The sequence below is a fragment of the Pseudomonas sp. Pseusp3 genome (assembly GCF_047304225.1).
Classification (GTDB): domain Bacteria; phylum Pseudomonadota; class Gammaproteobacteria; order Pseudomonadales; family Pseudomonadaceae; genus Aquipseudomonas; species Aquipseudomonas fluorescens_CD.
In genome coordinates this window covers 1-25,320 of sequence record NZ_JBGLYV010000035.1, presented here as the reverse complement: position 1 = coordinate 25,320, position 25,320 = coordinate 1, and the positions used below count along the sequence as shown (strand labels likewise).

25 protein-coding genes are annotated in these 25,320 nt (G+C 60.4%); 13 read left to right on the top strand and 12 right to left on the bottom strand.

Annotation, left to right across the window (positions count from 1 at the left end; all coding sequences use genetic code 11):
- The first annotated feature begins 52 nt into the window (after nt 1–52).
- A complete protein-coding gene (locus tag ACCD00_RS14225) occupies nt 53–2,539 on the top strand; it encodes a circularly permuted type 2 ATP-grasp protein (protein WP_413425395.1) in 2,487 nt (828 codons plus the stop codon).
- Nucleotides 2,539–3,429 carry a transglutaminase family protein gene (locus ACCD00_RS14220; RefSeq protein ID WP_413425393.1) on the top strand — a complete coding sequence of 297 codons (891 nt, stop codon included), beginning with the start codon at nt 2,539–2,541 and terminating at the stop codon, nt 3,427–3,429. Before ACCD00_RS14225 ends, ACCD00_RS14220 begins: the two co-directional genes overlap by 1 nt.
- Before the next feature lie 161 nt (nt 3,430–3,590).
- On the opposite strand, the gene ACCD00_RS14215 is transcribed toward ACCD00_RS14220, so the two are convergent.
- Together ACCD00_RS14215 and ACCD00_RS14210 are read right to left on the bottom strand one after the other, a co-directional pair.
- Nucleotides 3,591–3,770, bottom strand: a complete 180-nt coding sequence (locus ACCD00_RS14215; RefSeq protein ID WP_413425391.1) for a hypothetical protein — start codon at nt 3,768–3,770, stop codon at nt 3,591–3,593.
- Nucleotides 3,771–3,838: 68 nt separating this feature from the next.
- Nucleotides 3,839–4,426 (bottom strand): TIGR00730 family Rossman fold protein, encoded by a 588-nt coding sequence (locus ACCD00_RS14210; RefSeq protein WP_413425389.1) that lies wholly within the window; start codon nt 4,424–4,426, stop codon nt 3,839–3,841.
- Between the two features lie 357 nt (nt 4,427–4,783).
- Between ACCD00_RS14210 and azu the strand changes: the two genes are divergently transcribed.
- Nucleotides 4,784–5,230 (top strand): azurin, encoded by a 447-nt coding sequence (azu, locus tag ACCD00_RS14205; RefSeq protein WP_008016873.1) that lies wholly within the window; start codon nt 4,784–4,786, stop codon nt 5,228–5,230.
- Nucleotides 5,231–5,405: 175 nt separating this feature from the next.
- Here the strand turns inward: azu and nadE are convergent, their stop codons facing one another.
- From nadE to ACCD00_RS14190, 3 genes are all read right to left on the bottom strand, one after another.
- The gene (gene nadE, locus ACCD00_RS14200; protein WP_413425387.1) at nt 5,406–6,233 is read right to left on the bottom strand and encodes an ammonia-dependent NAD(+) synthetase; all 828 of its coding nucleotides are present in this window, start codon (nt 6,231–6,233) and stop codon (nt 5,406–5,408) included.
- 4 nt (nt 6,234–6,237) lie between these two features.
- Nucleotides 6,238–7,464, bottom strand: coding sequence for a nicotinate phosphoribosyltransferase (gene pncB / locus ACCD00_RS14195; RefSeq protein WP_413425385.1), 1,227 nt, complete (start codon nt 7,462–7,464; stop codon nt 6,238–6,240).
- 221 nt (nt 7,465–7,685) lie between these two features.
- Nucleotides 7,686–8,597 carry a LysR family transcriptional regulator gene (locus ACCD00_RS14190; RefSeq protein ID WP_413425383.1) on the bottom strand — a complete coding sequence of 304 codons (912 nt, stop codon included), beginning with the start codon at nt 8,595–8,597 and terminating at the stop codon, nt 7,686–7,688.
- A gap of 174 nt (nt 8,598–8,771) precedes the next feature.
- On the opposite strand from ACCD00_RS14190, the gene ACCD00_RS14185 reads away from it, so the two are divergent.
- From ACCD00_RS14185 to ACCD00_RS14140, 10 genes are all read left to right on the top strand, one after another.
- The gene (locus ACCD00_RS14185) at nt 8,772–10,262 is read left to right on the top strand and encodes an aldehyde dehydrogenase family protein (protein ID WP_413425381.1); all 1,491 of its coding nucleotides are present in this window, start codon (nt 8,772–8,774) and stop codon (nt 10,260–10,262) included.
- 166 nt (nt 10,263–10,428) lie between these two features.
- Complete coding sequence (locus ACCD00_RS14180) at nt 10,429–11,712, top strand: NAD(P)/FAD-dependent oxidoreductase (protein ID WP_413425379.1); 1,284 nt, start codon at nt 10,429–10,431, stop codon at nt 11,710–11,712.
- Nucleotides 11,713–12,078: 366 nt separating this feature from the next.
- Nucleotides 12,079–13,212 carry an ABC transporter substrate-binding protein gene (locus tag ACCD00_RS14175; RefSeq protein WP_111284308.1) on the top strand — a complete coding sequence of 378 codons (1,134 nt, stop codon included), beginning with the start codon at nt 12,079–12,081 and terminating at the stop codon, nt 13,210–13,212.
- Nucleotides 13,213–13,451: 239 nt separating this feature from the next.
- A complete protein-coding gene (locus ACCD00_RS14170; protein ID WP_008001868.1) occupies nt 13,452–14,366 on the top strand; it encodes an ABC transporter permease subunit in 915 nt (304 codons plus the stop codon).
- Between the two features lie 3 nt (nt 14,367–14,369).
- Nucleotides 14,370–15,653, top strand: coding sequence for a high-affinity branched-chain amino acid ABC transporter permease LivM (gene livM / locus ACCD00_RS14165; RefSeq protein ID WP_413425376.1), 1,284 nt, complete (start codon nt 14,370–14,372; stop codon nt 15,651–15,653).
- A complete protein-coding gene (locus tag ACCD00_RS14160; protein WP_111284314.1) occupies nt 15,650–16,525 on the top strand; it encodes an ATP-binding cassette domain-containing protein in 876 nt (291 codons plus the stop codon). The genes livM and ACCD00_RS14160 overlap by 4 nt, the downstream gene beginning before the upstream one ends.
- Nucleotides 16,522–17,238, top strand: coding sequence for an ABC transporter ATP-binding protein (locus ACCD00_RS14155; RefSeq protein WP_008016858.1), 717 nt, complete (start codon nt 16,522–16,524; stop codon nt 17,236–17,238). The genes ACCD00_RS14160 and ACCD00_RS14155 overlap by 4 nt, the downstream gene beginning before the upstream one ends.
- Before the next feature lie 354 nt (nt 17,239–17,592).
- Nucleotides 17,593–17,781 (top strand): hypothetical protein, encoded by a 189-nt coding sequence (locus ACCD00_RS14150; RefSeq protein WP_413425374.1) that lies wholly within the window; start codon nt 17,593–17,595, stop codon nt 17,779–17,781.
- A 297-nt stretch (nt 17,782–18,078) separates the two neighbouring features.
- The gene (locus tag ACCD00_RS14145) at nt 18,079–18,840 is read left to right on the top strand and encodes an SDR family oxidoreductase (RefSeq protein WP_413425372.1); all 762 of its coding nucleotides are present in this window, start codon (nt 18,079–18,081) and stop codon (nt 18,838–18,840) included.
- Between the two features lie 172 nt (nt 18,841–19,012).
- Complete coding sequence (locus tag ACCD00_RS14140; protein ID WP_413425370.1) at nt 19,013–19,918, top strand: cation diffusion facilitator family transporter; 906 nt, start codon at nt 19,013–19,015, stop codon at nt 19,916–19,918.
- A 7-nt stretch (nt 19,919–19,925) separates the two neighbouring features.
- On the opposite strand, the gene ACCD00_RS14135 is transcribed toward ACCD00_RS14140, so the two are convergent.
- The 7 genes from ACCD00_RS14135 to ACCD00_RS14105 all read right to left on the bottom strand — a co-directional run bounded on the left by ACCD00_RS14135 (nt 19,926) and on the right by ACCD00_RS14105 (nt 25,212).
- Nucleotides 19,926–21,059 (bottom strand): AGE family epimerase/isomerase, encoded by a 1,134-nt coding sequence (locus tag ACCD00_RS14135; protein ID WP_413425368.1) that lies wholly within the window; start codon nt 21,057–21,059, stop codon nt 19,926–19,928.
- Nucleotides 21,060–21,172: 113 nt separating this feature from the next.
- On the bottom strand, nt 21,173–21,745 hold the full coding sequence (locus ACCD00_RS14130) for a HupE/UreJ family protein (protein ID WP_413425366.1): 573 nt from the start codon (nt 21,743–21,745) through the stop codon (nt 21,173–21,175).
- A 29-nt stretch (nt 21,746–21,774) separates the two neighbouring features.
- Nucleotides 21,775–22,389, bottom strand: a complete 615-nt coding sequence (gene ureG, locus ACCD00_RS14125; protein ID WP_413425364.1) for an urease accessory protein UreG — start codon at nt 22,387–22,389, stop codon at nt 21,775–21,777.
- Nucleotides 22,390–22,412: 23 nt separating this feature from the next.
- A complete protein-coding gene (locus tag ACCD00_RS14120) occupies nt 22,413–23,087 on the bottom strand; it encodes an urease accessory protein UreF (protein WP_413425362.1) in 675 nt (224 codons plus the stop codon).
- Nucleotides 23,084–23,584, bottom strand: coding sequence for an urease accessory protein UreE (gene ureE / locus ACCD00_RS14115; RefSeq protein ID WP_413425360.1), 501 nt, complete (start codon nt 23,582–23,584; stop codon nt 23,084–23,086). Before ureE ends, ACCD00_RS14120 begins: the two co-directional genes overlap by 4 nt.
- 268 nt (nt 23,585–23,852) lie before the next feature.
- The gene (locus tag ACCD00_RS14110) at nt 23,853–24,485 is read right to left on the bottom strand and encodes a TetR family transcriptional regulator (RefSeq protein ID WP_008016847.1); all 633 of its coding nucleotides are present in this window, start codon (nt 24,483–24,485) and stop codon (nt 23,853–23,855) included.
- Between the two features lie 172 nt (nt 24,486–24,657).
- Nucleotides 24,658–25,212, bottom strand: coding sequence for a hypothetical protein (locus tag ACCD00_RS14105; RefSeq protein ID WP_413425358.1), 555 nt, complete (start codon nt 25,210–25,212; stop codon nt 24,658–24,660).
- Nucleotides 25,213–25,320: the final 108 nt, after the last annotated feature.

Below are 25,320 nucleotides of genomic sequence, written 5' to 3'. Positions count from 1 at the left end.
CGTCACGAGCCTGCGTTAGTCTGACCATTCATTGCTGTCTGCCGAGCTTTCCATGCCTGACCTGCTAGACCGCTACCCGCTGACGGCGGGCACCTATCATGAACTGCTCGACGACTGTGGCGCCGTGCGCCCGCACTGGCGCCGGCTGTTCGAGCAGTTGCAACGCAGCACGCCGGCGCAATTGGTGCAGCGTCAGGCCCTGCTGACCCGGCAGATTCAGGAAAACGGCGTTACCTATAACGTTTATGCCGATCCCAAGGGCGCTGACCGGCCATGGGAGCTGGACCTGCTGCCGCATATCATCGCTGATGATGAGTGGGAGCGCCTGGCGGTCGGCATCGCACAACGGGCCAGGTTGCTCAATGCCGTGCTGGCTGACCTGTACGGGCCACAGCGCCTGATTGCCGAGGGGTTGCTGCCGGCGGAACTGGTGTTCGGTCACAATAATTTTCTTTGGCCCTGTCAGGGCATCAGCCCGCCTGACGGGGTCTTTCTGCATCTGTATGCCGTGGATCTGGCGCGCACACCCGATGGCCGCTGGTGGGTCACGGCGGATCGTACCCAGGCGCCTTCGGGTGCCGGGTATGCGCTGGAAAACCGCACGATTGTGTCCCGGGCCTTTCCCGAGTTGTACCGCGATCTGAAAGTGCAACACCTGGCCGGGTTCTTCCGCACCTTGCAGGAAACGCTGGCTCGTCAGGCCCCGAGTGACGGGGACGCGCCACTGGTCGTGCTACTGACGCCGGGGCGTTTCAACGAAAGCTATTTTGAACATCTGTACCTCGCTCGACAGCTTGGCTACCCACTGGTGGAGGGCGGCGACCTGACGGTGCGCGACGCCACGGTCTACCTGAAGACCCTCAGTGGCCTGCGCCGGGTCCACGCGATCATGCGCCGGCTCGACGATGATTTCTGCGACCCGCTGGAGCTGCGTACCGACTCGGCCCTGGGGGTGCCGGGGCTGCTTGAGGCTGTGCGGCAGGGGCGGGTGCTGGTGGCCAACGCTCTGGGCAGCGGTGTGCTGGAGTCGCCCGGTCTGTTGGGTTTCCTGCCGAAGATCAATCAATTCCTGTTCGGCGAAGAACTGATCCTGCCGTCCATCGCCACCTGGTGGTGCGGCGAGGCGCCGGTATTGGCCCAGGCCCTGGAAAAACTGCCGGAACTGCTGATCAAGCCGGCGTTTCCGTCCCAGAGCTTTGCACCGGTATTTGGCCGTGACTTGAGTGAAAAACAGCGCCAGGAGCTCGCCGAGCGCATGCAGGCACGGCCATACGCTTATGTGGCGCAAGAACTTGCGCAATTGTCTCAGGCGCCGATCTGGCAAGCCGAAGACGGTCAGTTGCAACCTCGTGCCATCGGCATGCGCGTGTATGCGGTCGCCAGCCGCGAGGGATATCGGGTGCTGCCCGGTGGCTTGACCCGGGTCGCCGCCCAGGCCGATGCCGAAGTGGTGTCGATGCAGCGCGGCGGCGCCAGCAAGGACACCTGGGTGCTGGGCGATCGTGCGCCCAGCGGCGAGCAATGGAAGGCCCAACGCAACATCGGTGTGCATGACCTGGTGCGGCGCGATCCGTACCTGCCATCGCGGGTGGTGGAAAACCTGTTCTGGTTTGGTCGTTACTGCGAACGTTGCGACGACAGTGCCCGTTTGCTGCGCATCATGCTGGCGCGCTATGTCGATGGCGACGACCCGCAAGCCCTGCAGGCGGCGGTGGATCTGGGCGAGCGGCTGATGCTGCTGCCCGATGAGGGTGAGTTGCCGGAACGCTTGTTGGCGGCGCTGCTCGGCGATGACTGGCCGTTCAGCCTGCGTTCCAACCTGCAACGCTTGCAGTGGGCGGCTTCGCAGGTGCGCGGCAAGCTCTCGCGGGAAAACTGGCAGGCGCTGGTGGAATTGCAGCGTGAAGCCATGGAGCTGGAAACCGAAGAGCCGGATTTCGGCGAGTTGCTGGACTTCCTCAACCGTCTGGTGATGTCCCTGGCGGCGCTGTCCGGCTTTGCCCTGGATGACATGACCCGGGACGAAGGCTGGCGTTTCCTGATGATTGGCCGGCGGCTCGAGCGACTGCAATTTCTCAGCGGCAGCCTGGCGGCGTTCCTGCGGGGTGCCGGGGCTTTCGATCAGGCCGGGCTGGAATGGTTGCTGGAACTGGGCAACAGCAGTATCACCTACCGTTCTCGCTACCTGGCGGTGGCGCAGCTGATCCCGGTGCTCGACCTGTTGTTGCTCGACGAGCAGAACCCTCACGCCGTGTTGTTCCAGTTGAAACTGGTGACGCGCACCCTCAAGCGCCTCAATGATGACTTTGCGGTGCCGCGCGAAGCCGCACTGCCGCAATTGGTCGAGCGTCTGGCGCGATTCGATCTGGGCTGCCTGGAAAACCCGCTGTTCGGTGACGCGAGTGTTCGCGCCGCCATCGAGGGGCTGGCCGCGCTGCTGCAAGAGATCGCTGACGCCAGCGGGCAGGTTTCCGATCGCCTGGCGCTGCGACACTTCGCCCATGTCGACGATGTCAGCCAGCGCACGGTGTCCGTCTGATGAGCGCTCACTACCAGATTTTCCACGACACCCATTATCACTACGACAGCCCGGTGTCCCTGGCCCAGCAACTGGCGCATTTGTGGCCGCGGCCTTGTGAATGGCAGCGCTGCACCGACCGGCAGTTGCAGATCAGTCCGCAGCCGACCTCGCGTCGCGATGAACTGGATGTATTCGGCAACCCGCTGACCCGGCTGGCGTTCGAGCGTCCCCACGATGAACTGCTGGTCAACGCCAGCCTCACGATCGAGGTGTTGCCCCGACCTGTGTCGGACTTCAGCCGGTCTCCGGCGTGGGAAGGCACACGAAGTGCGCTGACCTACAGCAGCCAGCCGCTGTCGCCTCAATTGCTGGAAGCCTGCCGATACCGGTTTGAATCGCCGTATGTGCATTTGAAGAAAAACTTCGTGGAGTTTTCCGAAAGTTGCTTCCCGGCGGGTCGACCGTTGCTACTCGGCGTGCAGGCGCTGATGGAGAAAATCTTCAGCGAGTTCACCTTCGATGCCGAAGCGACACAGGTGGCGACGCCGCTGGTAGAGGTGCTGGAGCGCCGACGCGGGGTCTGTCAGGACTTTGCTCACCTGATGCTCGCTTGCGTGCGCTCCCGTGGGTTGGCGGCACGGTACATCAGCGGCTATTTGCTGACCCAGCCACCGCCGGGCCAGCCACGGCTGATTGGTGCTGATGCGTCTCACGCCTGGGTATCGGTGTTTTGCCCGGTGCTGGGGTGGGTGGATTTCGACCCGACCAACAATGTGCAACCGGCGCTGGAGCACATCACCCTGGCCTGGGGCCGGGATTTTTCCGATGTGTCGCCATTGCGGGGGGTAATACTGGGAGGAGGGAACCACGACCCGGAAGTTCGGGTAACGGTGATGCCACTGGAATAACAACGATCCACCCTGTAGGAGCGAGCTTGCTCGCGATGGACGTCAACGATGACGCGTCCTGTCTGGAAAAACGCGCTGTCTTCGATATCTTCGCGAGCAAGCTCGCTCCTACACGGACACAGATCCGGTGGGCCGGATCAGATCAACCGGCCCGGAGGTTCTCAGGCGTCGGGCGCCGAGTCTTTCGGTGCATCAACATCATCTCCTGCCGCCACTTCACCCTCAGGGTTCAGGGCAGCTTCTTCAGCTGTAGCTTTCTTGCGCTGAAGCTTTTCCTCTTTCTTCTGCTCCTTGGCCAAGTCTCTCTGACGTTTGGCGAAGGAGTAATTAGGTTTGGCCATGGGCGATCCTCTGGGGTCGAAGGTGAGGTTGAGCGGCGCATATTCTGCCCTGTATCGGTGTCGAGCCGTTAGCTGGGTTTTTGCTCGGCCCATTTTGGCGCTATGGACGGTTGCCAGGCATCCAGGGCATCGAGCAGGGTTTGCGGCGACTCGCTCACTTGCAGCATGTCACGGTGCTGCCCGCGAACGAAGCCTTCGCCGACGATGTGATCGAGAAAAGACGTCAATTTGCTGTAGAAACCGTTCACCTCCAGCAAACCCAACGGTTTGCCGTGGTAGCCGAGCTGGCCCCAGGTCCAGACTTCGAACAGTTCTTCGAGGGTGCCAAGGCCACCGGGCAGCGCGATAAAGGCATCACTGAGCTCGGCCATCCGGGCCTTGCGCGCGTGCATGCCATCAACGACTTCCAGGCGAGTCAGGCCGCTGTGGCCGATTTCCTTGTCCTTGAGGCTTTGCGGGATGATGCCGATCACTTCACCGCCGGCCGCCAGGGCCGCATCAGCGACAATGCCCATCAGGCCCACGGCGCCACCGCCGTACACCAGGGTCAGCTTGCGTTCGGCCAAAGCCCGGCCAAGAGCCACGGCTGCTTCATGGTAAGCCGGGTTGGTGCCGGTGCTGGCACCACAAAATACACAAACGGATGTTAAAGACATGCCTTGCTCCTTGGTCGATCAGGGCCACAGAGTAAAGGCATGCGCACGGCCCTCCAAGGGCTAGACTTCGTGTTTCGGCGTTTCGTACGTTCCGCTGGCGCCGCAGGCGTAGGCGGCGAGCAAACTGCACAACAGGCTGTTGATGGACATGATCAGTGCTCCGGCTTTTTTGGGTGGAGAGGGGGGGACGGCCTGATGATAGGGCCGGACCAGACGCCTGGCCGGTAGATTGTTTGCATCGTGCCCATAGCCCGAAAGTTGTATACAATTTTTGATTCAAGTCATATGAACTTGCGAAGTTTTCAGGCAGTCTTCTGTCCATTCGCATTTCTGCTAACCCTGCCTTGGAGATTCACCATGTTTGCCAAACTTGTTGCGGTATCCCTGCTGACACTGGCCAGCAGCCAATTGATGGCTGCAGAGTGCAAAGTCACCGTCGACTCCACCGACCAGATGTCTTTCGACACGAAGGCCATTGAAATCGACAAGAGCTGTAAGACGTTTACCGTGGAACTCAAGCACTCCGGCAGCTTGCCGAAGAACGTCATGGGCCATAACTGGGTGCTGAGCAAAGAAGCCGACATGCAGCCGATCGCCACCGACGGCCTGAGCGCCGGCATCGACAAGAACTACCTGAAGGAAGGCGACGCCCGCGTGATCGCCCACACCAAGATCATCGGCGCCAATGAAACCGACTCGGTGACCTTCGACGTGTCGAAGCTGGATGCCGCTGAAAAATACGGTTTCTTCTGCTCGTTCCCGGGCCACATCTCGATGATGAAAGGTACCGTGACCCTGAAGTAATCAGGCACACCGCGTCATCGTTCTTCGCGAGCAAGCCCGCTCCCACAGGGACAACACAGTACCTGTGGGAGCGGGCTTGCTCGCGAAGGGGCCAGAAGCATCAACGCATGTTCTGGCCAAAGAAAAAGCCCGCTGAAGCTCAACACTTCAGCGGGCTTTTTCATTCACTCACACCTCAAGGTGCAAACGGCATCACGCGCTTGTGATGGGTCTTGTTGTAGGTGTCGCAAATGATCCTGAATGCTTCCTCGCGCACCGGATTGCCGTGCAGGAACGCATCGATCTCGGCATAGGTCACGCCGTGGGAAGCTTCGTCCGGTTTGCCGGGCGACAGGTCTTCAAGGTCGGCGGTCGGGACTTTCTCCACCAGCGACTCCGGCGCGCCGAAGCTGCGGGCGATGGCGCGGACCTGGTTTTTCACCAGGCCACTCAGTGGCGCCAGGTCGCAGGCGCCGTCACCGAACTTGGTGAAGAAACCCATCACCGCTTCTGCCGCGTGATCGGTGCCGATCACCAGTCCATGGGTCGCGCCGGCGATGGTGTACTGGGCGACCATGCGCATGCGCGCCTTGGTGTTGCCGAGCACGAAATCCACCGACACCGCATGTTTGCCTTCAAAGGCCGCCACTTCATTGGCCAGGGATTTGACCGCCGGGCCGATGTTCACGGTGTGGCGCTCGTCCGGCTTGATGAAATCCACCGAAGCCTGGGCGTCGTGCTCATCGAACTGGGTTTCGTAGGGCAGGCGCACGGCGATGAATTTGTAGGCGGCATCACCGCTGCGCTGGCGCAGTTCACGGATGGCACGTTGGGCCAGCAGGCCAGCGGTCAGGGAGTCGACACCGCCACTGATGCCCAATACCAGGGTCTTGAGCCCGGAGTTGACCAGGCAGTCCTGGATGAAGGTCACCCGCCGGGCGACTTCGGCCTCGAGGGCGGCTTCGTCGGCGAATGGCGGCTGGACCTTGAGCTGTTCAGCAATCTCACGCTGTACGGCTTGCATGAATTCACTCCTTGCTTGATGTACTTGAAAGGGCGGCAGGTACTTGGAAAACGTGTCGCAAGTAAGCGACGAAATTCGGGTCTTTGCAGTGCGTCTTGCCTGGCTCGTCGGAAATCTTTGCCACCGGCTGGTCGTTGCAGGCGCTCATTTTAAGCACGATGCTCATCGGTTCGACACCCGGAATATCACAGGTCAGGTTGGTGCCGATGCCGAAGCTGACATTGATCCGACCGCGCAACGCCCGGAATATCTCCAGGGCCTTGGGCAGGGTCAGGCTGTCGGAGAAGGTCAGCGTCTTGCTCATCGGGTCGATGCCGAGCTTGTGATAGTGGGCAATGGCTTTTTCCGCCCAGACCACCGGATCGCCCGAGTCGTGGCGCAAACCGTCGAAAAGCTTGGCGAAAAACAGATCGAAATCGCCGAGAAAGGCGTCCATGGTGATGCAGTCGGTCAGGGCGATCCCCAGCAGGCCACGGTATTCGCGGACCCAGCAATCGAGTGCGGCGATCTGGCTGTCAATCAGCCGTGGGCCGAGTTGCTGGTGCGCCATGATCCATTCGTGGGCCATGGTGCCCAGCGGTTTCATGTCCAGCTCCCGGGACAGGTGCACGTTGCTGGTGCCGACGAAGCGTCCGGGGAAATCGTGCTTGAGCACATTCACCACTTCTTCCTGCACGCGATACGAGAAGCGACGGCGGGTGCCGAAGTCGGCCACCTGCAATTCGGACAATTCATCACTGCTGGCGTTGGCGCTCAGCCAGTCGAACTTGCGGTAGAGCTGCTCGCGGGCCCGCTCCAGCACGACTTCGCGGTAGCGATAGCGGTTGCGCACCTCGCTGACCAGCGCCAGCAGCGGTACTTCGAACAGGATCACATGCAGCCAGGGGCCCCGCAGGCGGATAAACAGCTGACCGTTTTCGATGCCGGTGTGGATATAGCGCAGGTTGAAGCGAAACAACCCGAGGAAACGCAGGAAATCCGGCTTCAGGAAGCTGATGCGCTCCAGAAAGCTCAATTGATCGGCGCTCAGGCTCAACTCGGCCAAGCGCTCGATCTGGAAACGGATTTCCGCCAGGTAGGGGCGCAAGTCCTCGCTGTTACGGCAACGAAACTCCCATTCGACTTCGACGTTCGGGTAGTTGTGCAGCACCGCCTGCATCATCGTCAGTTTGTAGAAGTCGGTGTCGAGCAGGTTCTGCACGATGCGATCGGCAAACACACTCTCGCTCATAACGGGAATCTCCAGCGTTGCAGCGGTATTGATCAATGGCGCTAGTGGCGCATATCGGTGGCAGGGATTGCCAGCAATTTTTTGGTTCGCAACAGAACCCTGTGGGAGCGGGCTTGCTCGCGAAGGCGGCTTCTCGTTCAACATTTACGGTGACTGACACACCGCTTTCGCGAGCAAGTCGGATCGCCGCACCGCCGCTCCCACAGGTACAGCGTGCAACGCTAAATTTGCGAGATCTCCGGGCTATCGATCTGCTCCAGCATCCACTTCACAAAGTCCCGCACCTTGGGCACTTCCGCCGAGTGCTCCGGGTATGCCAGGTAATAGGCATCGCTGCTGGGCATTGCATGCTGCCAGGGAATGACCAGCTTGCCGTCGGCCAGTTCCTCTTCCACCAGAAACCGTGGCAGCAGCGCCACGCCGCAGCCAACCTGGGCGGCGCGGATGCACATGTAGAAGGTTTCGAAACGCGGGCCGTGGTAGCTGTGCTCGGTGTGGTAGCCCTGGTGGTCGAACCAGTCATGCCAGGCCTGGGGGCGGGAAGCGTTTTGCAGCAGGACCAGGTCGGTCAGTTGCGTCGGATCGGTAAATGGCGTGTCCGGCAGGCTGCCGGGGGCGCACACCGGCACCAACTCTTCGCCGAACAGCTTCAGGCATTCGGTACCGGGCCGTGAGCCCTGGCCGAAGTAGAACGCCAGGTCGCTGCGACCTTGCAGCAGATCGTCGGCTTCCTGCTCGCTGCACAGGTCCAGGTGGATCGACGGGTGCCGCAAGCGCCAGCCTTTCAGGCGCGGCACCAGCCAGCGCGCGCCGAAGGTGGGGGGCGTCGAAACCCGCAGGACTTCTGTTTCGCCACCGTAGGAACGCAGGTAATGGGTCGACATCTCGACCTGAGTGAGGATTTTTCGCACCTCAACCAGGTACAGATCGCCAGCCGGCGTCATCTGCAGGCGGCGGCGCACCCGGCGAAACAGCAGGTGCTGCAACAACTCTTCGAGTTGCGCGACCTGTTTGCTCACGGCGCTTTGGGTCAGGTTCAGCTCTTCGGCGGCCCGGGTGAAGCTCAAGTGCCGGGTGACGGCTTCGAAGCACTGCAACGCAGCGATCGATGGCAAGTAGCGTTTATTCAGCATGGGCGGTCCTTGGTTCTTGTTTCTTATTGCCAGCAATGCACAGCATGAATAAACGGAATGATATCTCTCTTAAAGGTCGTTTGTTGAGTAACCTCCGGGCAGCTAAAACTACAGGTCTGATCAGCCGTGATTTTCCGGCTGCACGTGTTCTGTCTTTTGCTTGAGGAGTGACCCATGGTTGCCGCATTGCTTGATCGTCTAGGTGTGAATCCGGCCCTGTACCAGAACGGCAAAGTGCCGGTGCATTCGCCGATCGATGGCAGCAGGATCGCCGCCGTGAACTGGGAAGGCGCGGCTGAAGTCGAGCAGCACATCAGTCGCGCAGATCATGCGTTCGAACTGTGGCGTAAAGTCCCGGCACCGCGCCGTGGCGAATTGGTGCGTCAACTGGGCGACATTCTGCGCGAATACAAGGCCGACCTCGGCGAACTGGTTTCCTGGGAAGCCGGCAAGATCACTCAGGAAGGACTGGGTGAAGTTCAGGAAATGATCGACATCTGCGATTTCGCCGTCGGCCTGTCCCGCCAGTTGTACGGCTTGACCATCGCTTCCGAGCGTCCAGGCCACCACATGCGCGAAACCTGGCATCCGCTGGGCGTCGTCGGGGTGATCAGCGCCTTCAACTTCCCGGTAGCGGTCTGGGCCTGGAACGCCACGCTGGCGCTGGTCTGCGGTAATCCGGTGATCTGGAAACCGTCGGAAAAAACCCCGCTGACCGCCCTGGCCTGTCAGGCGCTGTTCGACCGCGTGCTGAAGAACTTCAGCGATGCACCTGCACACCTGAGCCAGGTCATCATCGGCGGTCGCGATGCTGGCGAAGCGCTGGTCGATGACCCGCGTGTCGCGTTGGTCAGCGCTACCGGCAGCACCCGCATGGGGCGCGAAGTGGCTCCGAAAATCGCCGCACGCTTCGCCCGCAGCATTCTGGAATTGGGCGGCAACAACGCGATGATCCTCGGCCCGAGCGCCGACCTGGACATGGCCGTTCGCGCGATCCTGTTCAGCGCCGTGGGCACCGCCGGTCAGCGCTGCACCACCCTGCGTCGCCTGATTGCGCATGAGTCGGTGAAAGAAGAAATCGTCACTCGCCTGAAAGCCGCGTACTCGAAAGTACGCATCGGCCATCCGCTGGAAGGCAATCTGGTCGGTCCGCTGATCGACAAGCAAAGCTTCGACAACATGCAGGACGCGCTGGAACAGGCCCTGAGCGAAGGCGGTCGGGTGTTCGGCGGCCAGCGTCAGCTGGAAGACAAATTCCCGAATGCCTACTACGTGTCGCCGGCCATCGTCGAAATGCCGGAGCAGAGCGACGTGGTCTGCCACGAAACCTTCGCCCCGATCCTGTACGTGGTCGGTTACAGCGATTTCCAGGAGGCCCTGCGCCTGAACAACGCCGTGCCACAAGGCCTGTCCTCGTGCATCTTCACCACCGACGTGCGTGAAGCCGAGCAGTTCATGTCGGCGGTGGGCAGCGACTGCGGCATCGCCAACGTCAACATCGGCCCGAGCGGCGCGGAAATCGGCGGCGCATTCGGTGGCGAGAAAGAAACCGGCGGTGGTCGTGAATCCGGCTCCGATGCATGGCGCGGCTACATGCGCCGCCAGACCAACACCGTGAACTATTCGCTGGAGTTGCCGTTGGCGCAGGGCATCACGTTCGACTGATCGGTGATCCCCTGTAGGAGCGAGCTTGCTCGCGAAAAACGTCAAGGCAACGCGTTTATGCAGCAAGCACGCGTTATCGTTGGCGTCCATCGCGAGCAATCGAGCGTCGACCGGCTGCTCCTACAGTTGAATGGTGTGTTGGTTAGGTTTCTGTTGGAGTCTGGCAATGCCGTTACGCGAAGAGTGTCTGTGGGAAAAACTGACGCCGCAAAGGCCGGACAATTCGGCCCTCAAGGGTGAGGTCACGGTGGATGTCTGCGTCATCGGCGCCGGTTTTACCGGTTTGTCGGCGGCGGTGCATCTGCTGGAGCAAGGCAAGACCGTTTGTGTACTGGAGGCCCATCGCGCCGGCCACGGTGGTTCGGGGCGCAACGTCGGGCTGGTCAATGCCGGGATGTGGATTCCCCCGGACGAGATCGAAGCCGGGTTCGGCACGCAAGTCGGCAGCCAGCTCAACCGCATGCTGGGCGCGGCGCCATCCCTGGTGTTCAGCCTGGTGGACAAGTACGACATCGATTGCCAGCTGCGCCGCGAGGGCACGCTGCACATGGCGCACAACGCCCGTGGCGAGGCCGACTTGCGCAGTCGTGAAGAGCAATGGAAACGCCGCGGGGCGCCGGTGGAATTGTTGACCGGTCAGGCTTGCGAGCAGGCCACGGGCACCCAAAAGATTGCCGCCGCGCTGCTCGATCGCCGTGCCGGCACGCTTAACCCGATGGCCTACACCACCGGGCTGGCCAAGGCGGCCATCGGTCTGGGCGGGCAGTTGTTCGATCATTCTCCGGTCACCCGGCTCGAACGCCAGGGTCAGCGCTGGTCAGTGCAAACCGCCCAGGGTTCGGTCATGGCCGAGAAAGTGGTGATTGCCTCCAATGCCTACACCGAAGGCGACTGGACGGAGCTGCGACGCAATTTTTTCCCCGGTTATTACTATCAGGTGGCCTCGGTCCCGCTGACCGAAGAGGCCGCCCGGCAGATTCTTCCCGGCGGCCAGGGTTCCTGGGACACCCGCCAGGTCCTGAGCAGCATCCGTCGGGATAAAGACGGAAGGCTGCTGCTGGGTAGCCTCGGTAATGGCAATCAGAAACCGGCCTGGTTTCTCAAGGCCTGGGCCGATCGGGTACAACGACACTATTTCCCGTACCTCAAGCCGGTGGAGTGGGAGTGCACCTGGACCGGTCGCATCGCCTTCACCCCCGATCATTTGATGCGCCTGTTCGAACCTGCGCCCGGTCTGGTGGCCGTCACCGGTTACAACGGGCGGGGCGTGACCACGGGGACGGTGGTCGGCAAGGCCTTTGCCGACTACCTGTGTAACGGAAATCCTCAAGCGCTACCGATCCCCTTTGCCCCCATGCAGCCACTGGCCGGGGTGGGGTTGCGCAGCTGTCTGTATGAGGCGGGATTCTCGCTGTATCACGCAGGCCAGTGCCTGCGGATCGTGATCTGAATGTTGATTTTTGCAGCGGGAAGCGGCGCTTTTTCGATCTGCAGCTAGCCTGTCAATGGTGCGGGTTGTAGCAGTCCCCGCACCAGCAGTGTGCACTTCGGTGACGCACGTTGTTACAGGCTGGTTGCACGTCGTTTAATGCCGCGGTTGCAATGATGGCGCAGGCGGGTTGCGCCTCAAAAAAATAATGGTTTTACCTTCCGCGGTTTAGACGGTTGCACGCCCAATGAAAATGGGCCCGAAACAGTCGAAATAACAAGAAAGCAGCGACTTTTTTCAGAATAAAAAACCGATGGCACGGCCCTTGCTCTGAGCATTCAGTGAAGTCGCAGTGCCAATTAAAAAAAAACCATGGAGCACCACCTCATGTCCCATACGTTTTACAAGAAAGGCTTTCTGGCTCTCGCAGTGGCAACTGCGCTGGGTGTTTCTGCATTTGCACAAGCTGACGTGAAAATCGGTGTGGCGGGCCCGATGACAGGCGCCAACGCGGCATTTGGCGAGCAGTACATGAAGGGTGCACAGGCAGCGGCCGATGCGGTGAACGCAGCGGGCGGCGTGAACGGGGAAAAAATCGTACTGGTCAAGGGCGATGATGCCTGCGAACCGAAACAGGCTGTGACGGTCGCCAAGGACCTGACCGAAAAGAAAGTCGCTGGCGTAGTAGGTCACTTCTGTTCCTCGTCCACCATCCCTGCTTCCGAGATCTACGACGAAGCCGGCATCATCACGATCACCCCGGGTTCCACCAACCCCAAGGTGACCGAGCGCGGCCTGAGTGCCATGTTCCGCATGTGCGGGCGTGACGACCAGCAAGGTATCGTGGCAGGCGACTATGTCGTCGACGTGCTCAAGGGCAAGAAAGTCGCCGTACTGCACGACAAGGACACCTACGGTCAGGGCCTGGCGGACGCAACCAAGGCTCAGCTGGAAAAACGCGGCGTGAAGCCGGTGCTGTACGAGGGTCTGACCCGCGGCGAGAAAGACTTCAGCGCCGTCGTCACCAAGATCCGTGCGGCCGGTGCCGACGTGGTCTACTTCGGCGGCTTGCACCCGGAAGCCGGTCCACTGGTTCGGCAACTGCGTGAACAGGGCCTCAAGGACGTCAAGTTCATGTCCGATGACGGCATCGTGACGGACGAACTGGTGACCACCGCCGGTGGCCCACAGAACGTTGATGGCGTACTGATGACCTTCGGCGCCGACCCACGTCTGCTGCCAGACAGCAAGACCGTGGTAGACGCCTTCCGCAAGGCCGGCACCGAACCTGAAGGCTACACCCTGTACGCCTACGCCTCGGTTCAGACCCTGGCCGCAGCCTTCAATGGCGCCAAGTCCAACAAGGGCGAAGACGCTGCCAAATGGCTGAAAGCCAACCCGGTCAAGACCGTCATGGGCGAGAAGACCTGGGACAGCAAGGGCGACCTGAAAGTCTCCGACTACGTGGTTTACCAGTGGGACAAGGACGGCAAATACCACCAACTGGAAAAACAGAAGTAAGGGCTGACCTGATCGGCTGAGCCCACTGATCCCTTGTAGGAGCGGGCTTGCCCGCGAATGCGCCAGATCAGTCGACATCAATGTTGGCTGATACACCGCTTTCGCTGGCAAGCCAGCTCCTACAGGGGGCGGTGATGGGCTGCCTGATCGTGGCTGACATTGCTCCGACGTAAATCTGTATTTTCCTTAGAAGAACCGCACAGCCACATGTGCAGGTTCTCATTGCGTGAGATTGCGTTATGGATGGTATTTTCCTGCAGCAACTGGTCAACGGCCTGACCCTCGGGTCGGTCTATGGCCTGATCGCCATCGGCTACACAATGGTCTATGGCATCATCGGCATGATCAACTTCGCCCACGGCGAGGTTTACATGATTTCCGCTTACCTCGCGGCAATCAGTCTGGCTCTGCTGGCATACTTCGGTATTGAATCCTTCCCCCTGTTGATGCTCGGTACACTGATCTTCACCATCGTCGTCACGGCGGTGTATGGCTGGGTCATCGAGCGTGTTGCCTACAAACCCCTGCGTAACTCCACCCGGCTGGCACCGCTGATCAGCGCCATCGGGATTTCGCTGATCCTGCAAAACTATGCACAGATCGCCCAGGGTGCCCGCCAACAAGGCGTTCCGACACTGCTGACGGGTGCATGGCGAGTAGAAGTCGGGACCGGCTTCGTCCAGCTCACTTACACCAAGATCTTCATTCTGGTCGCAGCGTTTGTCGGGATGGGCCTGCTGACCTATGTCATCAAATACACCAAGCTCGGCCGCATGTGCCGAGCGACCCAGCAAGACCGCAAGATGGCCTCGATCCTGGGGATCAACACCGACCGCATCATTTCCTACGTGTTCATCATCGGTGCAGCGATGGCAGCCCTGGCCGGTGTGCTGATTACCATGAACTACGGCACGTTCGACTTCTATGCAGGCTTCGTCATCGGCATCAAGGCGTTCACCGCAGCGGTGCTCGGCGGGATTGGCTCGCTGCCTGGTGCCATGCTCGGCGGGATCATCCTCGGCATCTCCGAGTCGCTGTTCTCAGGTCTGGTCAACTCGGACTACAAAGACGTCTTCAGCTTCTCGCTGCTGGTTCTCGTTCTGGTCTTTCGGCCCCAGGGCCTGCTCGGCCGTCCTCTTGTGTCGAAGGTGTAAGCGATGTCTTCAACCACTAAAATAACCATTGATCTCAAAAAAAGCCTGGTTGACGCGATTCTTGCCGGCCTCGTGGCCCTGATTGTATTCGGCCCGATTGTCGGCATCGTCCTCGATGGCTATGGCTTCAACCTGGAAGCGACCCGGGTGGCCTGGATTGTCGCTATCGTCATGGCCGGTCGTTTTGCCTTGAGCCTGTTCCTGCAAACCCCAAAGGGCCTGAGAATTCTCGAAGGCTTTGAAAGCACCGGCTCCGGGGTTCATGTACTGGCGCCTGATTACAAATCCCGGTTGCGCTGGATCATCCCGCTGATGATTGCCATCGCCGTGGTGTTCCCGTTTTTCTCCAACTCCTACCTGCTGGGCGTGGTTATCCTCGGGCTGATCTACGTATTGCTGGGGCTGGGTTTGAACATCGTGGTCGGCCTGGCCGGCCTGCTCGACCTGGGTTACGTGGCGTTCTACGCCATCGGCGCCTACGGCCTGGCGCTCGGTTATCAGTACCTGGGGCTGGGTTTCTGGACGGTGTTGCCGCTGGCGGCGATCACGGCCGGCCTGGCCGGTTGCATCCTCGGTTTCCCGGTGCTGCGCCTGCACGGTGACTACCTGGCGATCGTGACCCTGGGCTTCGGTGAAATCATCCGGTTGATCCTCAATAACTGGCTGTCCCTGACCGGCGGCCCGAATGGCATGGCAGCGCCGTTGCCAACCTTCTTCGGCATCGAGTTCGGCAAAAGGGCGAAAGAGGGCGGGGTGCCGTTCCATGAGTTCTTCGGCATCGCCTACAACCCTGATGTGAAGTACTACTTCATCTACGCCGTGTTGTTCCTGGTGGTCCTGGCCGTGCTGCACATCAAGCACCGCCTGACCCGCATGCCGGTCGGCCGTGCCTGGGAAGCGCTGCGTGAAGACGAAATCGCTTGCCGCTCCATGGGCCTGAACCATGTACTGGTCAAGCTCTCGGCGTTCACCATCGGCGCTTCGACGGCTGGTCTGGCCGGGGTGTTCTTCGCCACTTACCAGGGCTTCGTCAACCCGACGTCGTTCACCTTCTTCGAATCGGCGCTGATCCTTGCCATCGTGGTACTCGGCGGCATGGGCTCGACCATAGGCGTCGTCATTGCGGCATTCGTGCTGACCGTGGCTCCGGAACTGCTGCGTGGCTTCGCCGAATACCGCGTGCTGCTGTTCGGCATCCTGATGGTGTTGATGATGATCTGGCGACCGCGCGGCCTGATTCGGATCAGCCGTACCGGTGTGACCCCGCGTAAAGGAGTAGCGCCATGAGCGAAGTCGTACTCAGTGTCGAAAAGCTGATGATGCACTTCGGCGGCATCAAGGCGTTGAACGATGTCAGCCTGAAAGTCCACCGCAATTCGATCTTCGCCCTGATCGGGCCCAACGGCGCCGGCAAAACCACGGTGTTCAACTGCCTGACCGGGTTCTACAAGGCTACCGGCGGCAAAATCGAACTCAATGTGCGTGGTCAGCAGACCAACGTCATCAAATTGCTGGGCGAATCGTTCAAGCCGACCGATTTCGTCTCGCCGAAATCCTTCGCCAGTCGGCTGTTCTACAAGGCGTTCGGCGGCACCCACCTGGTGAACCGTGCCGGGCTGGCTCGGACCTTCCAGAACATTCGCCTGTTCAAGGAAATGTCGGTGCTGGAAAACCTGCTGGTGGCCCAGCACATGTGGGTCAACCGCAACATGCTGGCCGGCATCCTCAACACCAAGGGCTATCGCAAGGCCGAAAGCGATGCGCTGGACCACGCGTTCTACTGGCTGGAAGTGGTGGATCTGGTGGACTGCGCCAACCGCCTGGCCGGTGAGCTGTCCTACGGTCAGCAACGCCGCCTGGAAATCGCCCGCGCCATGTGCACCCGTCCGCAGATCATCTGCCTCGACGAGCCGGCTGCCGGCCTCAACCCTCAGGAAACCGAAGCGCTGAGCGCGATGATCCGGCTGCTGCGCGACGAGCACGATCTGACCGTGGTGCTGATCGAACACGACATGGGCATGGTAATGAGCATTTCCGACCACATCGTGGTGCTGGACCACGGCATCGTCATCGCCGAGGGCGGCCCCGATGCGATTCGTAACGATCCGAAAGTGATTGCGGCCTACCTGGGCGCCGATGAAGAGGAAGTGGTGCTATGAGCCAACCCATCCTCGAACTCAAGGAACTGGATGTGTTTTACGGGCCGATCCAGGCCTTGAAGAAAGTCTCGCTGCACATCAAGGAAGGCGAAACTGTCAGCCTGATCGGCTCCAACGGTGCCGGCAAGTCGACCCTGCTGATGTCGATCTTCGGCCAGCCACGGGCAGCCGACGGGCAGATCCTTTATCAGGGCGTGGACATTACTCACAAGTCGTCCCACTACATCGCCTCCAACGGCATCGCGCAGTCGCCGGAAGGGCGGCGGGTGTTCCCCGACATGACAGTCGAGGAAAACCTGCTGATGGGCACTATCCCGATCGGTGACAAGTACGCCAAGGAAGACATGCAACGCATGTTCGAGCTGTTCCCGCGGCTCGAAGAGCGGCGTACCCAGCGGGCGATGACCATGTCCGGCGGCGAGCAGCAGATGCTCGCCATCGCCCGGGCCCTGATGAGCCGGCCCAAGTTGCTGCTGCTGGATGAGCCGAGCCTGGGCCTGGCGCCGATCGTGGTGAAGCAGATCTTCGCGACCCTGCGTGAACTGGCCAAGACCGGCATGACCATCTTCCTGGTGGAGCAGAACGCCAACCACGCCTTGCGTCTGTCGGACCGGGCGTACGTGATGGTCAACGGCGAAATCCGCATGACCGGCACCGGCAAGGAGCTGCTGGTCAACGAGGATGTGCGCAACGCCTACCTCGGCGGGCACTGATACCTTTCTGAAATACCCACAGCCCCGTCGAGCAATCGCCGGGGCTTTTTCTTATCCCGAACACCACGCCTCCTGTAGGAGCCGAGCATGCTCGCGATGGTCGTCAACGATGACGCGGGCTACCTGAATGCCCGCATTATCCCGACGCTCTTCGCGAGCATGCTCGCTCCTACAGGGGGATCCGGGAAATTGTGGAAAACAATATTCCAAAGCTCCCGAAGCGCGACATAAAGCCGCTGCAAATAGTTGTTTTGCCACGGTTTTGACTTGTCCCCGTTTGCTGTGGAGCCGGCTGTGAATAACGTGGGAGTAGCTGGCTGGAGGCCTTTGAATCCGTGGCCTGCAGAGCTGTGATTGTTTTTTGATCAGGCAGTTTTGCGCAACTTCAAGGCTGCTTTGTCAACCTTTTTGTTCGTGATGAAAGTGTGCGGAATCAGCGTGGACAAGCCTGTGGATAAGTCTGTGATTAAACTCTGGAAAGACTCGGCTGAAGGCCGTGGTTACTGGCTTGGCGCCATCGCCGGTTTGACCCGTCAGTCATGAAAATGGCCAAGGGCTACACAGCCGGTACTTGAGGGTCAAGCAAAAAAGTTTTAAAACCCCACGCAAAGCCTTGTGGATAGCGGCTTGCAGCTTTTCCACTTGCCCCCAAAGACTGTGGACCGGCCTGTGGATAACGTGCGCGCACATGGCTGCAGGCCACGTTGGTAAAGGGCTTGCCGGAGTTGAGCGTTTTTTGCACAGCTTGAGCGGTGGTTGCCGCTGCGAACAAGGCCGGGCATGCTGCCTGCTGATTTTCTATTCCAATGGCTGGCGATCAGCCGAAGCAAGGAGAACACGATGTCCAACACCCTGTTTATTACCGGCGCGACCTCCGGTTTTGGTGAAGCCTGTGCCCGTCGTTTTGCCGAGGCCGGCTGGAAACTGGTGCTGACGGGGCGTCGTGAAGAGCGCCTCAATGCGCTGTGCGCCGAGCTGTCCCAGCAAACGGAAGTCCATGGCCTGGTGCTCGACGTGCGTGATCGCAAGGCCATGGAGGAGGCGATTGCCAATCTGCCGCCATCCTTTGCCAAACTGCGCGGGTTGATCAACAACGCCGGGCTGGCCCTGGGTGTTGACCCGGCACCCAAGTGCGACCTGGACGATTGGGACACGATGGTCGATACCAACGTCAAAGGCCTGATGTACAGCACACGTCTGCTGTTGCCACGCCTGATTGCCCACGGTCGTGGTGCCGGCATCGTCAACCTGGGTTCCATCGCCGGCAACTATCCGTACCCGGGCAGCCACGTGTATGGCGCGACCAAAGCGTTCGTCAAACAGTTCTCCCTGAACCTGCGCTGCGACCTGCAAGGCACGGGCGTACGGGTCAGCAACATCGAGCCGGGCCTGTGCGAGAGCGAGTTTTCGCTGGTGCGTTTTGCCGGTGACCAGGAGCGCTACAACGCCACTTACGCGGGCGCCGAGGCGATTCAGCCGCAAGACATCGCCGAAACCATCTTCTGGGTGCTCAACGCCCCGGCACACATCAACATCAACAGCCTGGAGCTGATGCCGGTGAGCCAGACCTGGGCCGGGTTTGCCATCGACCGTAAATCTTAAGACCGTATAACGGCTATTCGCGAGCAAGCCCGCTCCCACAGGTTCAACGTAATCCTTGTGGGAGCGGGCTTGCTCGCGAAGGGGCCGGAACAGGCAAAACCGGACATCAGCTAGACTCCTCCCTCAAGCTACCCGCCACACCCGGCGGTCCAGAGGTACCAGAGGAGATCAAGTGAGTAATCGAGGCGAGCAGTCGCTGCTCAAACAATCGACCTTCCTGATGCTCGCCGTGACATTTGCCGGGATCATCACCGGTTTTGTTTCAGGTGCCCAATCCATCCTGTTCGATGGCTTCTTTTCGTTAATCGCGGCCTTCATCAAGGTCCTGATGCTGATCACCGCCCGGCTGATCGCCAAAGAAAGCAATCAGCGCTTCCAATTCGGTTCCTGGCACCTGGAGCCCATGGTGCTGGTGATCGAAGGTTGTTTCATATTCCTGGTGGCCGTTTATGCGTTTCTCAACGGTGTGTTCGGCATCATCAGTGGTGGCCGCGAGGTCGAACTAGGCCTGGTGATCGTCTATGCGGCGGTGTTCACCGTCGTCGAGCTCATTTATTTCTTCTACGTCCGCCATCGCAATCGCACACTCAAATCATCACTGATCCAGTTCGACAACATCAGCTGGCTGGTGGACGCGATGCTGTCGGCGGGCCTGCTGGTGAGTTTCCTGATCGCGCTGCTGCTCAAGACTCAGGGGTACGACAAGTGGGCGGTGTATGTCGATCCGATGATCCTGATTCTGCTGGCCTTGGGCATGCTCCCCCCGGCCTTCAAAATCCTTGGCCCGGCCTTACGCGATGTGCTGGGGATCGTCCCGGATCAACTGGACGACAAGGTGCGTCAGGTGATGGAGGTGGCGAAGGTCGAGCATGGTTTCGACGATTACATTTCCTACGTGCAGAAACACGGCAGGGCCTGTTTCATCGAAATACACATCGTGTTGCCGAAGGATTACTGGCTGGACGGCGTGGGGCAACTGGACAGTCTGCGTGAGGAAATTTCCACAAGGCTTGGCGAGCCGGACGCCGCGCGATGGCTGACCATCAGCTTTACCGGGGATCGCAAGTGGATTGAGTGATTGGATTTCACCTTGTGGCGAGATATTCCGCCAACCCGCGATAACAGGTCGCCAGGTGATAAGGCGTGGTTGACGGCATGTCCTTGCGGCTCACTTCGCCCTGCTCATCGCGACACTCATACCAACCGCCCGTATGCAGAAAGCGCTGTTGCAACGCCTGCAATTGGCGTTGTACCGATGCTTCACTGCCCGGGCGCAAGGTCAGGGCACGCAAGTATTCGGCCTGTGCCCAGATGCGTTGGGTTGCGTCGCGAGGGTGGTCGTCCAGTTCCAGCATCGCTCCCACGGCACCGGTCTGCGGATCGACACCCCTTTGCTCGGTGAACGCAAACGCGCGCTCCAGCGAGGCATGCAGTGTCGAGCCGCGCAGCAGTGGCGAGGATTGCAACAGGAAATACCATTCGAACTGATGGCCCGGCTCGAACCAGTTATCCACAGCTCCGAGCGGCTTCTCCATCAACACCGCGCGTTGCGGGTCGATGAAGCGCTTTTGCATGGCTGTGCATAACTCGACGAGCGCGTTCTGCACAGCCGCGTCTTCGCGCACCGACAGAGTGGCGAGGAAGGCTTCGGCCAAATGCATCAGAGGATTCTGCAATGGCCCGGAGTCGAGCGAGGACCAATCACGATCAAGGCTGGCTTCGTACAGGCCGTCGCCGGTGGCGAAGCGCTGCGACACCACTTCCAGTGCGGCGTTGAGCACTGATTCCACCAATGGCTCGCGGACCTTGTCCCAATAATGCGCGCAGGCGAACAGGATAAAGGCGTGGGTGTAGAGGTCCTTGCGCTGATCCAGCGGCGTACCTTGCGGGTCGATGCTGTAGAACCAGCCGCCATGCTCGGCATCGTGGAAATGCCGTTGCAAGGAACGGAAAAGCGCCGCCGCGTGTTCTTCAGCCTTGGGCACCTGACCGATCAGGCTGGCAAACAGGTACAACTGCCGCGCACAGGCCATGGCCCGGTAGCGTTGTGGGGGCAGCGGCCGATGTTCGGCATCCAGCGCTTCGTAGGGCAACGCCATGTCGGCATTCCAGCCCGGGCCCTGCCAGAGCGGCACGATGACGTTCAGGAAATGCTGTTGCACCGAGGCGAACAGAGCGGTCAATTCAGGCTGAGAGGCGGAGCGGGAAACAGGCGGCATTGGCTGGCGTCGTCACGGCAGGGGCGATTGCGCGACATGTTAGCAGAGGGGCAGGAATCAAGCTCAAGCGGCAAGCTGCAAGCAAGAGCAGTTCAGCTTGCCGCTTCACGTGATCAACCCGCCAACAACCACACGCCGGTCGCCGCCGAAGCCGCACCCGCCAATCGCACCAACGGTGCCGCCGCCTGCGGCAACACCCGCACCAGCGCATAACCTGCCGCGTGCAACACAGCCGTCGCCGCGACGAAGCCTGCGGCGTAGGTCCAGGGACTCGACATCTCCGGCAGTTCCAGACCATGGGCCACACCATGGAATAGCGCAAACAACGCCGTCGCAGCCAGCGCCATGCCCAGTGGTGGACGCACTGCCAATGCCACCGCCAGGCCCAGCGCCAGTACCGATGCCGCAATCCCGCTTTCCAGTGCCGGCAGGTTCAAACCTTCAAAGCCCAGCAAGCCGCCGATCAGCATGGTGCCCACGAATGTGCATGGTAGGGCCCAGCGCGCAGCACCTTTCTGCTGCGCCGCCCACAACCCCACCGCGAGCATCGCCAGCAGGTGATCGAGACCGCCAAGCGGATGGCTGATACCGGCGATCAAGCCATTGTCGCCGTGCCCCGGATGGGCGAAGGCGAGGGCCGGAGTCAGCAGCAGGGCCAGGGCGCCGAAAATGCGTTTGAGTGTCATGGATAAGCTTCCTTGTTGATAATTCGTAATCAGGCCGCGTTCAGCAAACCCTGGCGTTCGATGAAGGCGATGATCTCTTCCAGGCCCAGGCCGGTTTTCTGATTGCTGAACACGAATGGCTTGCCGTTGCGCATGCGCAGGGTGTCGCTGTTCATCATGTCCAGTGAGGCGCCGACCAGCGGCGCCAGGTCAATCTTGTTGATCACCAGCAGGTCGGATTTGCAGATCCCCGGCCCACCCTTGCGCGGCAGTTTGTCGCCGGCGGATACGTCGATCACGTAGATGGTCAGGTCTGACAGTTCCGGGCTGAAGGTCGCGGAGAGGTTGTCGCCACCGGACTCCACGAGAATCAGGTCCAACCCCGGAAAACGGCGATTGAGTTGATCCACGGCTTCGAGGTTGATCGAGGCGTCCTCGCGGATGGCCGTGTGCGGGCAGCCGCCGGTTTCCACGCCAATGATGCGTTCCGGCGCCAGGGCTTCATTGCGCACCAGAAAGTCGGCGTCTTCGCGGGTGTAGATGTCGTTGGTCACGACGGCCAGGTTGTAGCGCTCGCGCAGGGCAAGGCACAGGGCCAGGGTCAGGGCGGTTTTGCCGGAACCGACCGGGCCGCCGATGCCGACACGCAGGGGTTGTGTGTTCATGTGATTCTCCAAAATAAGGGGCCCTAGGAACGGAACAGGCGGCTGTATTGGCGCTCATGGGCCATACACGCCAGGGACAGGCCGAAAGCGGCGCTGCCGTAATGATCGGGATCGATTCGAGTGGCGTTCTGTTGAGCCTGTTGAAGCAGCGGCAACAGTTCGCTGGTCAGGCGCTGGGCGGCTTGCTGACCCAATGGCAAGGTCTTCATTAGCACCGCCAACTGGTTTTCCAGCCAGCTCCACAGCCACGCGGCCAGGGCGTCCTGCGGGTTGATCTGCCAGGCGCGTGCGGCCAATGCCCAACCCAGGGCCAGATGTGGCTCGGTGCGTTGTTCGAGGAAGGCGCGGGCGGCAGTGTCGAGTTCCGGCAAGCCATTGAGCAGTTGCTGCAACGAGTAGCCCATCTGCCGGCTCTCCTGATGCAACTCGCGGGTTTCGCGACTGGCGCGGTGTTCCTCGCAGCGTTGCAGCAATTGGCCCCAGTTGTCCTCACTGGCGGCCATGCAATGGGCGAGCAATAACGGTGCCTCGAAGCGGGCCAGGTTCAGCAACATCTGATCGCTGATCCAGCGTCGGGCGCTGTCGGAGTCGTGAATGCGGCCGTTATCCACCGCCATTTCCAGCCCTTGGGAGTAGCTGTAGCCGCCAATCGGCAATTGTGGGCTGGCCAGGCGCAGCAGTGCCCAGGCCGGGTTCATGGGCGTACGCCGAACTGGTGCAGTTTCGGCGCGTAGTTGAAGTCTTCATCGCCGTGACGCGAATGATGGTGGCCACCGCCATAGGCACCGTGTTCCGGCTGGAACGGCGCTTCGATGTTCGTGGCAACGGCGCCGAGTTGTTCGAGCATAGCCTTGAGCACGTAATCGTCGAGCAGGCGCAACCAGCCGTCGCCGACCTGCAGGGCGACATGGCGGTTGCCCAGGTGATAGGCCGCGCGAGTCAGTTCGAAGGCATTGGCGCAGGTGACGTGCAGCAATTGTTCGGGGCGGGCGCAGACACGCACGATTCGCCCGTCTTCGGCTTGCAGGCATTCGCCGTCATGCAACGGCGGCTGGCCGCGCTCCAAAAACAACCCGACGTCTTCGCCTTCGGCACTGAAACAGCGCAAACGGCTTTTGCTGCGGGCTTCGAACGTAAGGTGCAGTTCGGCGGCCCAAACGGGTTGAGGGTCGATTCTGCGGTGAATCACCAGCATCGGAAGGCTTCCAGCTATGAACATTGTTCAGGCTAGAGCAAGGGGCTTGCCAATCGACGTGATGCGTAGGAAATGCCTGACGGTGGTGTAGGACGGGATTTTTTGATGTGAGGTTTTTGGATGAATTTAGTGCGCTGCTTTTGCGCTGCGCACCAAGATGATGCGATGCGCGTCACTGTAGGAGCGAGCTTGCTCGCGATGGCTGTGTGTCTGTCATATGAATGCTGACTGTGCCGACGCCATCGCGAGCAAGCCCGCTCCCACAGGTTTACTCAGTGCTGCCCAGCCCTTGCCAATGTTTGAGGCCGATAAAGATAAAACGCAGTTGCTGGGTGATTTTCGCCTGGGGCGTCAGGTGCTCGGGCAAGGCTTCGGTTGGCGGGTCGATGATATCTGGCAGGGTGGCGAACACGCTTTTGACGATCAGATCCGCCATGACGCTCAGGTCTGCGATGTCCAGATGCTGCAGTTTCGGCATCAGTGACAAATCCGCCGCCAGGTCCGAACTGATGTCTTCACGCAAACGGCCGATGGCCTTGCGTACCGGCAGCGAACCGCCGTATTGCTCGCGGGCGAGAAACAGGAACTGCGAACGGTTGGCGCTGACCACATCGAGAAAGATCCGCACCGAGGCATCGATGATGCCGCCCATCACGAATTCGTTGTGTCGTACCAGGCGAATGGTTTCGCGGAATGTCTGGCCGACTTCGCTGACCAGCACCAGGCCCAGTTCATCCATATCGGCAAAATGGCGGTAGAAACCGGTCGGTACGATGCCGGCGGTTTTCGCTACTTCGCGCAGGCTCAGGCTGCCGAATCCTCGGCCGCCGTCCATCAGGCGCCGGGCAGCGTCCATCAGGGCGTTACGGGTCTGTTGCTTCTGTTCGGCGCGGGGCAGCATCGCAAGGGCGTTTTCTGGACAGGGACGCGGCGCACTCTAGCAAATCGGCTTTGCCTGCGTCGAACGACTGTGGGGGGATCGAGCGGGGAAGTGCGACATCTATCAAGCGGACCGCTGAAAAGTCAAAAGCCCAATCCGGGGATTGGGCTTCTTTTCAGGGCGGCCATGGGGCTTAGCTCAGGGCACTGTTGCGTTCGATCACACGATCACCACCGCCTTCAGCAAGGGTTTGACCTTGTGGGGTACGATCCGAACCGCCTTCAGCAAGGGTTTGACCTTGTGGGGTACGATCCGAACCGCCTTCAGCGAGGGTTTGACCTTGTGGAGTGCGGTCGGAACCGTCGGCAGCAAGGGTTTGACCTTGTGGGGTGCGATCCGAGCCATCAGCGGCAAGGGTTTGACCTTGTGGGGTGCGATCCGAACCGTCAGCGGCAAGGGTCTGGCCCTGTGGAGTGCGATCGGAACCATCGGCAGCCAGGGTTTGGCCTTGTGGAGTACGGTCCGAGCCATCCTGAGTGATCAGGCCTTTTTCTTTCAGGCGATCATTACCGCCTTCGGCAAGGGTCTGACCTTGTGGAGTGCGTTCAGAGCCATCGGCGGCGACAGTCTGGCTGAACACCGAGTGGTTCTGTTTCACTTGTGGCGTAGCCTGGTCAGCGGCTGGCAGGGCAAAAGCAGTGCTGGCCAGCATCGAGAGGGAAAGGCTAAGCAGTAGTTGGCGTTTCATGATTGTTTTGCTCCTTGGGGGGGGGGGCGAGAAAGTGGGTACGAGAGCAATGCTACTCTCGATAAGTCGATATAAAAGTTCATAAACGCAATGGTAATAATAAACGGA